This window comes from Mycobacterium sp. E740 (genome assembly GCF_001672895.1).
Classification (GTDB): domain Bacteria; phylum Actinomycetota; class Actinomycetes; order Mycobacteriales; family Mycobacteriaceae; genus Mycobacterium.
The window spans coordinates 19,907-32,662 of the sequence record NZ_LZKP01000018.1; the positions used below are offsets into that span (position 1 = coordinate 19,907).

Genomic DNA, 12,756 nt, shown 5'->3' on the forward strand with positions numbered 1-12,756 from the left:
AGTGCTTGGTGTGAGTTGCCCAGCCGCGCAGGCGATCACGCCTCCGCAGGTGGATCCGGCTGTGCCGCCTCCGGCGGGTGCCACCGGTCCCCTGCAGCCGATGTCACAACGGGCGCCATGCGTCACTGCCGGGGTCCTGCCGGGTACCAACCCCGCAGCGTCCGATCCGAACCGCACGCTGCTAAACCTCGACGGCGCCTGGGAATACAGCCGCGGCGACGGACAGTTGGTCGCCGTCATCGACACCGGCGTGCGGCCGGGGCCGCGGTTACCGAACGTCGATCCCGGCGGGGATTTCGTCGAGTCCAGCGACGGGCTGACCGACTGCGACGGGCACGGCACGCTGGTGGCCGGGCTGATCGCCGGTCAACCGGGACCTGACGGGTTCTCCGGCGTGGCGCCCGGCGCTCGGGTGCTGTCGATCCGGTCCACATCGGCGCGGTTCTCGCCGAACACCACAGGCGAGAACCCGGCCACCGCACGCGCCGCGCTCGACGTCGCAACGCTGGCGCGCGCGGTCGTTCGCGCGGCCGACCTCGGCGCGCGGGTGATCACCATCTCTGCCGTCACATGTCTGCCCGCCACCGAGGCCGTCGACCAGAACCAGCTCGGCGCGGCGCTGCGGTACGCCGCGGTCGAGAAGGACGCGGTCATCGTAGCCGCAGCGGGAAACAACAAATCGGGTCTCAACCCCGGCTCCGCATGCCCGTCGAACCCGTTGTCCGACCCCGGCCGTCCGGACGATCCTCGTAACTGGTCGGGCGTCACGTCGGTGTCGATTCCGTCGTCGTGGCAGCCTTACGTGCTCTCGGTCGGTGCGCTCGATTCCACGGGGCAACCGGCGGACTTCACGATGGCGGGCCCGTGGGTGGGCATCGCGGCGCCGGGGCAGCAGATCGCGTCGCTGAGCAACGGTGACGGCGGCGGCCTGGCCAATGCGTTACCGGACAGTCAGGGACGGCCGTTTCCGCTCAATAGCACGAGTTTCGCCGCAGCCTACGTCTCCGGGGTCGCGGCGTTGGTGCGCAGCCGGTTTCCCAGCCTGACCGCCGAGCAGGTAAGGGACCGCCTCACCGCGGGCGCACAGGGTGCGGCCCGAGCGCCGTCGAACGTTACCGGCGCCGGACTCGTCGATCCGGTGGCCTCGCTGACGTGGGATGTGTCCGCGGCTGTCGGCGGCGACGCGGCGCCGCAGGTGCAACCGGTCGCGGCGCCGCCGGAGCCCGAAACACCCGACACCACACCGAAAATCGTCGCGCTGGCCGGTGCCGGCACATTGGCGGTGCTGGTAGCCGTCACGAGCGCGGTGGCCGTGCACCGGCGACGGCAGCTCGACAACCAAGTGGAGGTATCGTGACCGTTCGATTGGCGTTGGCATCCCTGGCCGTCGTCCTGGCGGCAATGGCGTACCCGTGGGAGTCCACCATGGATTGGTGGATACTCGGTGTCGGTGCTGCTGTCGTGATCGCGGTGTTCGCCTGGTGGCGTGGTCAATTCGTGACCGACATGATCGGGCGGCGGCTCGCGATCTGGCTGCGCAACCACTCGAAGGCGGATGGGCACGACCCGAATCGCGTGACGGTGGTACTGGAGGTCGATGACCCTGCGGACATCGGCGTGTCGCTGCCGTTGGTGGCGGGATACGTCGAGCGATTCGGTATCCGCAGTGAAAAGGTACGGGTCACTACCCATGACCGGGACGGGGCCCGCACCACCTGGGTGAGCCTGACCCTGGACGCCCGCTCGAATCTCGCAGCGCTCCAGGCGCGATCGGCGGACCTTCCGCTCGCCGAGACCGCAGAGGTCGCGGGGCGCCGGCTCGCCGACCATCTCCGGGAGGCGGCCCTGGACGCCGTCATCGTCGATGCGGTCACTGCGCCACTGTGCCCCAACGTGCGCGAGAAGTGGAGCGGCGTCGTGGACGATTGCGGCGCCATTTCGGCGTACGGGATCCCGGTCGACGACCGGCTGGATGAACGCCTCGAGGAGGTGTGGTCGCAACAGCAGGAAACCTGGACCGCTGTCGAGTTCACCGGCACCGCAGGAGCACTCGTGATGGCTGCGGTGTGCGCCTTCCGTACCCCCGAGCCGGTGCGCGGCGTGCCGCTGACCGGGTTGACCACGCGTCGAGGATTGCAGAAGCCGTTGTTGGCGGCGCTGAGCCCCGACTCTGTGGAGCTACTCGGTGTGCCGCGCGAGCCGGTGCCGTCCGGGCTGGCCGAACTCAGCCGAACATGAACTCCCGCATGAACCGGGTCATCCGGCGCAGGTAGTCGGGTTGGCTGACATGCAGGATGTGGTTGCCGGGAAACCAGTGGAACGCGCAGCGATCCCAGTGCTCCCACAGCATTTCGGCCTGTTCGGGTGGCGCCAACCGGTCACCCAGACCCGTGATGATCAGCCTGCGGTCCTTCGGTACCAGCGGCGGGTAGTTCAACGGTGACGAGAACGAGGTTGCGGCACGGGTCAGTTCGGAGTCGGTGCGCGACAGCAGGTTACGCAGCCAGACCACCTTGTTGGCGGGAAACCATTCGTCGACCGTCTGATCCGGCGCCACCACCGGGACGTTGGGGATGACGGCCTGGATCCTGTCGTCGACGGCCGCGATGAGCGCCGACGTATAACCGCCGAGCGACATCCCGGTCAGCGCTATCCGGTCCACGCCGGTGAACTCGAGATAGTCGAGCAGCGACCGGAAGTCGTGCACCGACTGCGCCATCGCCTCGGCGAAGCCGGCGAATCCGTTCGCGAAGAACCCGTAACCGCTGAACGGCGAACCCTTCTCGGCGCGAGCGCCGTGGAACGGCATGGTGTAGAGCATCACGTCGTAGCCCGAGCGGAAGAACCACGGAAGGGAGAAGAACAACCCGTTGAACAGATAAGGCGAGCCCATGAACCCGTGGATCAGGCACAGCGTCGGGTGCGGACCGTCGTCGTGTCGCCAGTGCTGGGCGTGCACGACGTTGTTGCGCTCGAAGCCGCGGCACTGGTCGCGCAACGGGGGATTGACCGCCTCGAAGCTGCTGTTGAACCGGATGTTCTGGACTCGGCCCTTCGCGATCCACTCGGCGAGCGGACTGGCGGTGCGCGAAGCGACGCGAGGAACTGATGTCGGTGCGGGGAACGACCGCTCAGGGTCCTTCGCTGCGGCGAGTTCGCCGTAGAACTGCAGTTGCTCGCGTTCGGCCCGGGCTTGCGAGCGGCTGAGCCCGCCCGCCAGTGTCGGCAGCATCGTGGTCGCCAGCAGGGATGCGATCGCAGTACGCAGAGCGATGTCGGCGACGGCGGACGAATCGACGATGAGCCGCTGGCGCAGCGTGAGATCCGCGCGGCGTGGCAGACCGCGGACGCTGGCGTCCGCACCGGGCACATCGGGAACAGGGATGGGCGGATCCACCGGGTTGGCCTGCGATTGGCTCACGTTCGCATGGTAACTCCCGGTGATGCCACACTTGCCGCATGTGGAACCCGGATGTCTATCTGGCTTTCGCCGACGAGCGCGGGCGCCCGTTCTTCGACTTGGTGTCCCGCGTCGGGGCCGATGCGCCCCGGCGGGTGGCCGATCTGGGCTGCGGGCCGGGCAATCTGACGGTCAGCCTGAGGCAGCGCTGGCCACTGGCGACTATCGAAGCGTTGGACAGCTCGCCGGAAATGGTGGCCGCAGCGCGCGAGCGCGGAATCGATGCGCACGTCGGCGACATCCGCTCCTGGGCGCCGAGACCCGACACCGACGTCGTGATCAGCAACGCCGCGTTGCACTGGGTGCCCGGCCATCCGCAGCTGCTGGCCGGTTGGGCCGAACAGCTCTGCGCCGGTGCGTGGATCGCGGTGCAGGTTCCGGGCAACTTCGACGCGCCGTCCCATCGCGCGGTGCGCGAACTCGCGGGTCGCGACCGCTGGGCAGAACCGTTACGGGACTTCCCGTTCCGCGACGGGCAGGTCGACGACCCGGTCGGCTACGCGGGGCTGCTCGCCGACGCCGGATGCTCGGTCGACGCCTGGGAGACAACATATGTGCACGTCTTGACCGGTGCGAACCCGGTGCTCGAGTGGATCACCGGCACTGCGCTGCGGCCGGTGCGCAGCCGGCTCACCGACACCGAGTGGGACGAGTTCCGATCTGAGCTGATCCCGCTGCTGGACGCGTCGTATCCGGCGCGCCCGGACGGCACGACGCTGTTCCCGTTCCGCCGGATCTTCGTTGTGGCTCAGGTGGGCTGAGTGCCGCGTTTCGCGTCGAGCAGTGCGATCACCTGTTTGACCAGTTCACCGATGTCGGCGCCCGTCGTGTCGAGCACGAGGTCCGGGTTTTCGGGTGGTTCATACGGTGCGTCGACGCCGGTGAGGCCCTTGAGTTCACCCGCGCGTGCCCGGGCGTAGAGCCCCTTGGGGTCTCGGCGTTCGCACTCGTCGACCGGAGTGGCCACATGAACCTCGATGAACGGCAGCTTGGCGGCATCGTTGAGCGCGCGGGCCGTCTCGCGGTCGGACTTCAGCGGCGACACCAGCGACGCCAGCGCCACGACCCCGGCGTCCGCGAACAACCGCGTGAGGTGCCCGACCCGGCGGATGTTCTCGGCGCGGTCACCGGCGGAGAAGCCGAGGTCGTCGGACAGGCCGTGCCGGATGTTGTCGCCGTCGAGAAGGTAAGCGACATCACCGGATTCGACGAGCGCGCGCTCGACGGCCACCGCGATCGTCGACTTGCCGGACGCCGGCAGCCCCGTGAACCAGATGGTGGCGCCGCGCTGGCCCGTGGCCGACCACCGGTAGTCGCGATCGAGTGACGAGGGGTGCCAGCGAATGTCGTTGCGCGTCTGCTCGCCCGGCTTGACCTCACGGGGTTCGGTGATGGTGCCCGCGCCGACGGTGTCATTGGTGGCCTCGTCGATCAGGATGAAGGCGCCGCTGTCCCTGTTGTCGAGGTACGGGTCTGCGATCACGACCGAACTCGTGCGCAGTGTGACCGATCCGATGTCGTTGAGCACCAACTCGACCGGGCTGTCGATCTCGTCGAGCGTCTCGGGATCGAGTCGGCTGTGCAGCGCCTGCACGGTGGCGCGGACGGTCGTCGTGCCCTGTTTGAGCGCCAGCCGGTCACCCGCCCGCAACGGGCTGTCGCGGAACCAGCACAACGTCGCGTCGAGCTCGCGAGCCAGGACTGGCAGCACCGCCTCGTCGGACCCGCTGACGAGGACGTCACCACGGCCGACATCGATGTCGTCGGCGAGCTCGATCGAAACCGACAGCGGCGCAACGGCTGTCGTGCGCTCGTCGTCGAGCGCGTCGACCAGCATCACCGTCGAACGGGTGCCCGCCGGCAGGCTCACCACCGGGTCGCCGACCTTCAGCGTTCCGCCGGACAGTCGGCCTGTGTAGCGCCGTCGCTGCTCGGCCGTCGGGCGCGACACCCACTGCACCGGCAGACGCAGCTTGTCCGGCTCCGCTTGCGGCGCAGACAGTTCGATTCCCTCGAGGTATTCGAGCAGCGTCGGGCCCTCGTACCACGGCGTGCGGTCGGAGCGGTTGACGACGTTGTCGCCCAACTTCGCGGCGATGGGGATCACGGCGATGTCGAGGTTGCCCAGCCGAGCGGCGACCTGTGCGAGTTCCTGTTCGACCTCGGTGAACCGCGTCTGGTCGAAGTCCACGAGGTCGATCTTGTTGACAGCGGCCACGAAGTGCTTGATGCCCAACAACTTTGCGATTCGGGCGTGCCGGTTCGTCTGACGCAGCACCCCCGCACGCGCATCGACGAGCAGAACCGCGACATGGGCATTGGACGCGCCGGTGAACATGTTGCGGGTGTAGCGCTCGTGGCCCGGGGTGTCGGCGAGAATGTAGCTGCGGGTGGCCGTCGAGAAGAACCGGTAGGCCACGTCGATCGTGATGCCCTGCTCGCGCTCGGCGCGCAGGCCGTCGGACAACGCGGCCAGGTCGGCGGAGCCGTCTTCGTCGGTGACCGCCTCCAGGTGGTCGAGCGGAAGGCTGTCGGTGTCGTGCAGCAGCCGGCCGATCAGCGTGCTCTTGCCGTCGTCGACAGATCCGGCGGTGGTGATGCGCAGCAGCTGGCGTGTCATCAGAAGTACCCCTCACGCTTGCGGTCCTCCATGGCAGCCGCGGACGTACGGTCGTCGGCGCGGGTTTCACCGCGTTCGGAGACCGTGGCGGCGGAGATCTCGGCGATCACCCGTTCGATGTCAGTGGCCTGCGAGCGCACCGCTCCGGTGATGGTCAGGTCACCGACCGTGCGGTAGCGCACCCACTCGACCGCGGCCGTCTCCCCGTTGACGGGGCCGGCGTACTCGGACACCGCGAGCAGGATGCCGTCGCGCTCGAAGACCTCCCGCTCGTGGGCGAAGTAGATCGACGGCAATTCGAGATTCTCCAGCTCGATGTAGCGCCAGATGTCGAGCTCGGTCCAGTTGCTGAGCGGAAAGACCCGCACCTGCTCGCCCTTCTTGATGCGGCCGTTGTACAGCGACCACGGTTCGGGCCGCTGGGCGCGCGGGTCCCACTGGCCGAACTCGTCGCGGAAGGACAGGATGCGTTCCTTGGCGCGGGCGCGTTCCTCGTCACGGCGGGCACCGCCGAACGCGGCGTCGAAGCCGCCGGCCTCCAATGCGTCGAGCAGGGTGCGGGTCTGCTGCCGGTTGCGCGACGCGCCCGGCCCCGGATCGGCCACGCGGCCCTGGTCGATCGACTCCTGCACCGAGGCCACGATCAGCTTGTGGCCCTGCCCGGTGACACGGCGGTCGCGGAACTCGATCACCTCGGCGAAGTTGTGCCCGGTATCGACGTGCATGACCGGGAACGGCAGCGGTGATGGCCGAAAAGCCTTCTCCGCCAACCGGAGTAGCACAATCGAGTCCTTACCTGCCGAGAACAGCAGCACCGGCCGCTCCAACTCCGCGACCACCTCGCGGATGATGTGGACGGCCTCGGCCTCCAACAGGCGCAGCTCGTCGACGTGCAGCGTGTCGACCGTCATGTGGGCAGCCCTTCCTTCTCGGCATCTGCTCGGTATCTGTCGACCCACTCGTCAGAGCGCTGGTCGGCCTGCCGCTCGAGAACCGGTGGCGGAGCTAGCCTTCGGTCCTGACCGAGCGCTTCGAGGACGTCGCCGACCACCTCGGTGAGGTTGCGCCAGAGCACCGGGTACGGCACTTCCATCGGTTCGACGCTCTCGTCGGCGAACCACTTTCGCCAGCCCTCCTCCTGTGCGCGCAGCATCGTGACGACGTGGGCGATGGCACCCGCGTGGTATTCGGCGCGGGCATCCCGTATGGGGTCCGGCCTGCCCCGCCATACCCGCGTCTGCACCGCGCGCCAGAACGAAACCGCCTGTGACACAACGTCAGGACGATAGACGTGGATGAGCACCGGGTCGCTGCCGACGACGTCACGAATGGCCGAGAGCAGGCCGGTGCCCGAACGGTCCGGAAGATCCTGTGCGCGCTCCAGGAGCAGCGACGTCTGGTTCCACATGAGCTTGCCGCCCCAGATGCCGTTGGGGGTGCGGCCCACCGTGCGGATGTAGTCCCGCCAGATCTCCGGCGGGGCGAGGTCGGGCCTGCCCTCGTCGAGGGGATCGAGAAGGCGCAGGATCGACTCGTCGGTGACGCCCTCGAACCACTGCCGCGGTTGCGGCGACTGGCTGGTGGTCGGCAGGTACTGGAAGAACTCCCCGGGCTCCCCGGCGACGCCCGTCGCGCGCAGGGACTCGACCAGCAAGGTGCTGCCGCTGCGTTGGGACGCCAGGACGAGGTACGCCGTCGGGTGCGCTGACATGCGCGCAGCTTACCCACACTGCAAAGAGACGACACTCCAATGGGTTTCGCTCAGACTGAGCAAAATCATTGGCCGCTGTGGTCACCCGCGATGCCGCGTTCCGCCGCGATCGCCGAACGGCTCGGGAGCCGGCGCTGGATGCGAAGGTACGTCTCGGTGTAGCGCTCGGCGATGCGGGTGCCGGCGAAGTCCGACGGGATCACATCGTTGGTCTTGACCCGCCAGTCGTTGAGCAGCAGCGCGAGATCGTTGGCGATGGCTTCCGCCTCCTCAGTGCTGTCCGGGCCGAGCAGATTGCTCGCTTCATCGGGGTCGGCCTGCAGGTCATACAGTTCGCGCTGCGGCCGCTCGGCTTGCACCAGCGGCGCCACGGTGCGGCCGGGCGCGCTGTCGGCGATGTCCCACGGCAGGTCGAGCAGCGGCCGGGACGCGTAGTTCTCGATGTAGCTGTACTCCTTGGTTCGAATCGCGCGGATCGGATCGAAGGAGTCGTGGTAGGTCTTGGCGGTGTAGACCTCGGTGCGAATCGGGTCCGCCGCGTCGGCGGCGAGCAGACCCTTCGCGTGGGACAGACCCTCTACTTCGGGCGGGACGTCGACACCGAGAAGTTCGAGGAGCGTGGGGAGCAGGTCGACGCCGCTGAACAATTCGTCGTAGACCTTCGGCGCGATGGCCGCGCCGCGCGGCGGGCGCACGATCATCGCGATGCCCGTACCGGCGTCGTACAACGTCGATTTCGCCCGGGGTAGTGCCGGACCGTGATCGGTCATGAACACCACCCAGGTGGTGCGGTCCAGGCCGGTCGTCTCGAGCGCGTCGAGCAGCTGGCCGACCGCGGCATCGGCAACCGAGATCGACCCGTAGAACTCGGCGAGGTCCTGTCGCACCTCCGGGGTGTCGGGCAGATGGTGCGGCACGACGACGTCGGTGGTGTCGGCTGGTTCGTACCGTTCGCGCGGGAACGGCCGGTGCGTCTCGAAGAAACCGGCCGTCAGCAGGAAGGGCTTCTCAGGTGGGTCGGCGAGCCAGCGGGTCGCTTGTTCGACAACGTATTCGCAGTAGGAGTTGGACACGTCGAACTCGTCGAAACCGAGCTTGGCCGGATAGGACGTCTCGTGCTGCATACCGAAAAGGGTTGTATGCCAACCATTGTCGGAGAGAATCTGAGGCAGGGTGCGCACGCCGGCGCGGTACTCCCACCCGTGGTGGGCCAACCCGACCAGGCCGTTGCTCTGCGGATACCGCCCGGTGAACAGCGAACCGCGCGACGGCGAACACAGCGGCGCCGTGGCGTGTGCGCGTGTGAACAGGATGCCGTCTGCGGCGAGCTCGTCGATGCACGGGCTCGAGACGTCCTGGTGACCGTAGCTGCCGAGATAGCGTCCGAGATCGTGCCAGTGCACGAGCAGCACATTGTCTCGCCGGGGGTCGGTCACTGAACTTCCTCTCGTCGCGGTCGTGCCTACCCCAACCTAGGCGGCACAGGCGGGCAACCCTTTGGCTCACGGGTTATCCCCAAGTCCCGATTCATCCACAGGGCGGCTGTCGGGCCTGGTAGACGCGCGGGATTCTCAGTAACTTCGAAAGCGTGTTCGATGACCTGGTGGCCGCGGCCGGAGGCACCCGCGGTGCAGCGGCGGTCGGTGCGTGGGCTCGGGTGGAAAACGCCGCGTGCGCCCGCCGACTGGACGCCGGCGCGGACGTGCTGGAGCGGCTGTTGGCTGAGGCCGGCTCGGTGGACCGGGAGCAGTGGTGCATGGACAACTGGACGATGGCCGCCGCCGAGGTCGCCGCCGCCCAGGGCGTGTCACTGGGGGTTGCGTCGCACCAGCTGTTGATTGCCGACAACTTGCGGCAGCGGCTGCCGCGCGTTGCGGAGGTCTTCGCTGCGGGGGCGATCTCGTACCGGATGGTCGCCGCGGTGGTGACGCGTACGCGGTTGATCGGCGATCCGGAGGCCATGGCCAAGGTCGACACGGAGCTGGCTGCACACATCGGCGGGTGGGGGTCGTTGTCGGTTCAGAAGCTTCAAAACGAGATCGACTACTGGGTCGACCGCTACGATCCGGCAGCGGTCCGACGGACTGAACTCAGTGCGCGCGGCCGGTTCGTCGATGTTCACGATCCGAAAGACGGATCCGGGACCGCCTCGGTCGAGGCATGGTTGTTCGCCGCTGACGCCGCCGCCCTCGATGCCCGCCTGGACGCGATGGCCGCCGCGGTGTGCGAACACGATCCGCGAACAGCCGATCAGCGTCGCAGCGACGCCCTGGGTGCGCTCGGTAATGGTGCGGACCGGCTGCAGTGCGCTTGCGCGCGTGAGGACTGTGACGCCGCCGCGGCGACCCCGAGTGCGGTCGTGATTCATGTCGTGGCTCGGGAGGAGTCGTTGACCGATGACACCCCGGCGCACTTGGACGGGAAAGCGCCGCGGCCGGAGGGCGAACCGACTGGCCGGGCGGCAACGGACCCGGCGTTCCTGATGGGCAGGGGGTTGCTGCCCGCTCCGTTGCTGGCAGCGAAGCTGGCGGGCACCGCCAAGCTTCAGTACATCCGACACCCCGGTGACGGTGCGCCCGAGCCGCGTTACATCCCCTCGGCGGCGCTGGCGTGGTTTGTGCGCTGCCGGGACCTGAGGTGCCGATTCCCCGGTTGTGACGAGCCCGCCGCGAATTGCGACATCGACCACACGATCGCCTATCCGGCGGGGCCGACGCAGGCGTCGAACCTGAAATGCTTGTGCCGAAAACATCACTTGCTGAAGACTTTTGGCGGCTGGCTTGACGAACAACGTCCAGACGGCACCGTCATCTGGACATCACGCCACGGACAGCGGATCACCACCCATCCGGGCAGTCGGCTGCTGTTCCCTACGCTGTGCCGGCCGACCGCCCCCGCCATGGTGCGTACCGACCTGGCGCGGCAAACCAGCGTCGCGCGCGGCCTGAAGATGCCGCGCCGCAAGGCAACTCGCGCAGAGAACCGCGCCCGGGCCATCTCGGAGGAACGGCGCCACAACGAGGCCTACGCCGCCGAACGGAACAAGCCGCCGCCGTTCTGAGCCTCCCGACTAGACCCGTTCGAGATAGAAGTAGGCGTAGCGGCCGTTGTCGAGGGCGTTCTTGCCGTCCATGATGCCCATGACGGCGTTGTCGTCGATCTTCTTGAAGTGGTCGTGCACGGGCTGGCCGTCGAAGACCATCGTCGCGGTGACTTCCCCGCGGAACTCCTCCATCCACAGGCTGCCTTCACCGTTGTCGATGTTCGAGTACTTGTTGCCGTCGGCGTCGAGGCAGACGAGCGGCTTGACGTCGGTTGCGGAGTTGAATGTCTTGCCGAACCAGTTGATGACGGCCAACGTCCCGTTCTCCCGATGCTCGGTGTCGAACTCGCCGCCGATCCATTCACCGATCATGAAGTCGATGGTCGCGGGTTCCAGCGTCGCCCAGAAGTCGTCGAGATCGGCGTCGGGGATGAGAAATCGCTGCGGCCCGGTTACCAGACGCTGGCCGGCACGTTCTTTGAGTTCGGTGAACTTCTTGCGAGCCAGCTCGTCGCTCACGGTGCGCTCCAATCCAGCGGAGGACTGTCACCACACTACGGGTGATAAGGCACTCCGACGGCCCGAAACACGTACTCGGGCGGCACGTCGAAGGACAGGGTCCGCCGGGGCAGGCGTGTGAGCACGTCTTCGGGGATCGTCACCTTGTAGTGCATCGAAAGCTCGCCGCTGAACCGCGAATCGATCGCCGCGATGTCGACGTCGAGCTTCATCCCCGTCTCCGACAGTTCAGCGGTGACGGCTCCCGACTGCGCGGCATCCCAGCGCTGGTCGATGGTGCGCGGCGCCAGCTTCGGCACCGTCGACAGGGTGCCGAGCACCCGCTGGTTCGTCAGCGTCAGCGAGCCGACGTAGCTCGTCACGTTGGCGTTCGCGCGCCTGCCGGGGATCTTCCCGCTGAACCGCCGCGTCACCGCGATGTACTCGGCCAGGAAAAGCACGCCTTCTGCTTGGACCGCCGCGCGCAACTCGTCGGGCAGGCCTCCGATCCGGAGCAGCTTGCGCAGGAACACGGCCATGGGCACGCAGCCTAACGGCACTCAGACTGTGGTGGTAGACGTGAGTCCGTGGTTACGCACAAGCGCCTGCTGGCGCTTTCGGCCCTCGCCGCAGTCGTGGTGTATTCGCTGCTATGGATCGGTTACCTGCAGCAATGGGCCTGGCTGACCGCGGTGGACACCGCGGCGCTCGAGTGGTTTCACCAACGCGGCGAGGGGCGCCCCGGTTGGCTGTTCGGCTGGGACGTTTTCTGCACCATCCTGGGTCCGACCGCATTCCGGCTGCTGACCGTCGTGCTCATCATCGTGGCGCTGGCCCGCCGAAACGTCCGGTTCGCGATGTTCCTGCTGATCAGCGTCGAGCTTTCCGGTCTCGTGACCGAGGCCGCGAAGGTGGCAGCCGACCGTCCCCGGCCCGATACCGCGCTCGTGACCGCGCTCGGCACCTCGTTCCCCTCGGGCCACGCGCTCGGTGTCCTCGTCGCGGTGCTTGCGCTGCTGACTGTCGGACTTCCGGTCGTTCGGGCTCCGATTCGCGGTTGGCTGGTCGCGCTCGGTGCGGTCGTCGTCATTGCGATCGGTCTCGGCCGGGTGGTGCTCAACGTGCACCATCCCTCCGATGTGGTTGCCGGATGGGCCTTGGGCTACGCGTATTTCGTGTTCTGCCTACTGACCGTGTCGCCGACGCGGCCGATCACGGAAGCGGACGAAACACCGGCAGCGCCCGGTATTGCACGCTGAAAGTGGCCGTGCTGCATTCGGTTCCGACTTCACCGTCCAGCGCCAGCGTCGTCGGGCCGTCGACTGCGGTGAACTCGAACTGAGGCACCCGCATCTCGTGATACAGCGGGCTGCGCTCGAGCCTGCCCAACGCGACGTCGACGAGGATCCGTAATTTCGCGAGCC

At 67.7% G+C, this 12,756-nt stretch carries 12 protein-coding genes and 1 pseudogene; 5 read left to right on the forward strand and 8 right to left on the reverse strand.

What is annotated here, in order from left to right; translation table 11 throughout:
• Position 1: 1 nt before the first annotated feature.
• The gene (mycP, locus tag A5663_RS01640; RefSeq protein WP_231976652.1) at positions 2 to 1,357 is read left to right on the forward strand and encodes a type VII secretion-associated serine protease mycosin; all 1,356 of its coding nucleotides are present in this window, start codon (positions 2 to 4) and stop codon (positions 1,355 to 1,357) included.
• A complete protein-coding gene (eccE, locus tag A5663_RS01645) occupies positions 1,354 to 2,238 on the forward strand; it encodes a type VII secretion protein EccE (RefSeq protein ID WP_068143227.1) in 885 nt (294 codons plus the stop codon). Before mycP ends, eccE begins: the two co-directional genes overlap by 4 nt.
• Here the strand turns inward: eccE and A5663_RS23455 are convergent.
• The gene (locus A5663_RS23455; protein WP_068143229.1) at positions 2,225 to 3,421 is read right to left on the reverse strand and encodes a S9 family peptidase; all 1,197 of its coding nucleotides are present in this window, start codon (positions 3,419 to 3,421) and stop codon (positions 2,225 to 2,227) included. The genes eccE and A5663_RS23455 overlap by 14 nt on opposite strands.
• Before the next feature lie 38 nt (positions 3,422 to 3,459).
• On the opposite strand from A5663_RS23455, the gene A5663_RS01655 reads away from it, so the two are divergent.
• The gene (locus A5663_RS01655) at positions 3,460 to 4,221 is read left to right on the forward strand and encodes a trans-aconitate 2-methyltransferase (protein ID WP_068143231.1); all 762 of its coding nucleotides are present in this window, start codon (positions 3,460 to 3,462) and stop codon (positions 4,219 to 4,221) included.
• Here A5663_RS01655 and cysC read toward each other — a convergent pair.
• The 4 genes from cysC to A5663_RS01675 all read right to left on the reverse strand — a co-directional run bounded on the left by cysC (position 4,209) and on the right by A5663_RS01675 (position 9,227).
• On the reverse strand, positions 4,209 to 6,080 hold the full coding sequence (gene cysC, locus A5663_RS01660) for an adenylyl-sulfate kinase (RefSeq protein ID WP_068143233.1): 1,872 nt from the start codon (positions 6,078 to 6,080) through the stop codon (positions 4,209 to 4,211). The two genes, A5663_RS01655 and cysC, sit on opposite strands and share 13 nt — an antisense overlap.
• Positions 6,080 to 6,991, reverse strand: coding sequence for a sulfate adenylyltransferase subunit CysD (gene cysD / locus A5663_RS01665; RefSeq protein ID WP_068143234.1), 912 nt, complete (start codon positions 6,989 to 6,991; stop codon positions 6,080 to 6,082). The genes cysC and cysD overlap by 1 nt, the downstream gene beginning before the upstream one ends.
• A complete protein-coding gene (locus tag A5663_RS01670; protein WP_068143236.1) occupies positions 6,988 to 7,791 on the reverse strand; it encodes a Stf0 family sulfotransferase in 804 nt (267 codons plus the stop codon). The genes cysD and A5663_RS01670 overlap by 4 nt, the downstream gene beginning before the upstream one ends.
• Before the next feature lie 65 nt (positions 7,792 to 7,856).
• Complete coding sequence (locus A5663_RS01675; protein WP_068143238.1) at positions 7,857 to 9,227, reverse strand: sulfatase; 1,371 nt, start codon at positions 9,225 to 9,227, stop codon at positions 7,857 to 7,859.
• Between the two features lie 152 nt (positions 9,228 to 9,379).
• Between A5663_RS01675 and A5663_RS01680 the strand changes: the two genes are divergently transcribed.
• Positions 9,380 to 10,852 carry an HNH endonuclease signature motif containing protein gene (locus A5663_RS01680; RefSeq protein ID WP_068143240.1) on the forward strand — a complete coding sequence of 491 codons (1,473 nt, stop codon included), beginning with the start codon at positions 9,380 to 9,382 and terminating at the stop codon, positions 10,850 to 10,852.
• Positions 10,853 to 10,861: 9 nt separating this feature from the next.
• Here the strand turns inward: A5663_RS01680 and A5663_RS01685 are convergent, their stop codons facing one another.
• Positions 10,862 to 11,353 (reverse strand): DUF4334 domain-containing protein, encoded by a 492-nt coding sequence (locus A5663_RS01685; RefSeq protein ID WP_231976651.1) that lies wholly within the window; start codon positions 11,351 to 11,353, stop codon positions 10,862 to 10,864.
• Between the two features lie 35 nt (positions 11,354 to 11,388).
• The gene (locus tag A5663_RS01690) at positions 11,389 to 11,871 is read right to left on the reverse strand and encodes a hypothetical protein (protein WP_068143242.1); all 483 of its coding nucleotides are present in this window, start codon (positions 11,869 to 11,871) and stop codon (positions 11,389 to 11,391) included.
• A gap of 48 nt (positions 11,872 to 11,919) precedes the next feature.
• Between A5663_RS01690 and A5663_RS01695 the strand changes: the two genes are divergently transcribed.
• On the forward strand, positions 11,920 to 12,591 hold the full coding sequence (locus A5663_RS01695) for a phosphatase PAP2 family protein (protein WP_068143244.1): 672 nt from the start codon (positions 11,920 to 11,922) through the stop codon (positions 12,589 to 12,591).
• Here A5663_RS01695 and A5663_RS01700 read toward each other — a convergent pair.
• Positions 12,545 to 12,756: pseudogene (locus A5663_RS01700) on the reverse strand (phosphoesterase); the annotation flags it as partial. The gene A5663_RS01695 and the pseudogene A5663_RS01700 sit on opposite strands and share 47 nt — an antisense overlap.

What these genes read in the sequence shown, in the direction of transcription:
- A5663_RS01690 (WP_068143242.1), bottom strand. Translation starts at nt 11,871, where the DNA reads ATGGCCGTGTTCCTGCGCAAGCTGCTCCGGATCGGAGGCCTGCCCGAC.
- A5663_RS01655 (WP_068143231.1), top strand. Translation starts at nt 3,460, where the DNA reads ATGTGGAACCCGGATGTCTATCTGGCTTTCGCCGACGAGCGCGGGCGC.
- A5663_RS01670 (WP_068143236.1), bottom strand. Translation starts at nt 7,791, where the DNA reads ATGTCAGCGCACCCGACGGCGTACCTCGTCCTGGCGTCCCAACGCAGC.
- cysD (WP_068143234.1), bottom strand. Translation starts at nt 6,991, where the DNA reads ATGACGGTCGACACGCTGCACGTCGACGAGCTGCGCCTGTTGGAGGCC.
- cysC (WP_068143233.1), bottom strand. Translation starts at nt 6,080, where the DNA reads ATGACACGCCAGCTGCTGCGCATCACCACCGCCGGATCTGTCGACGAC.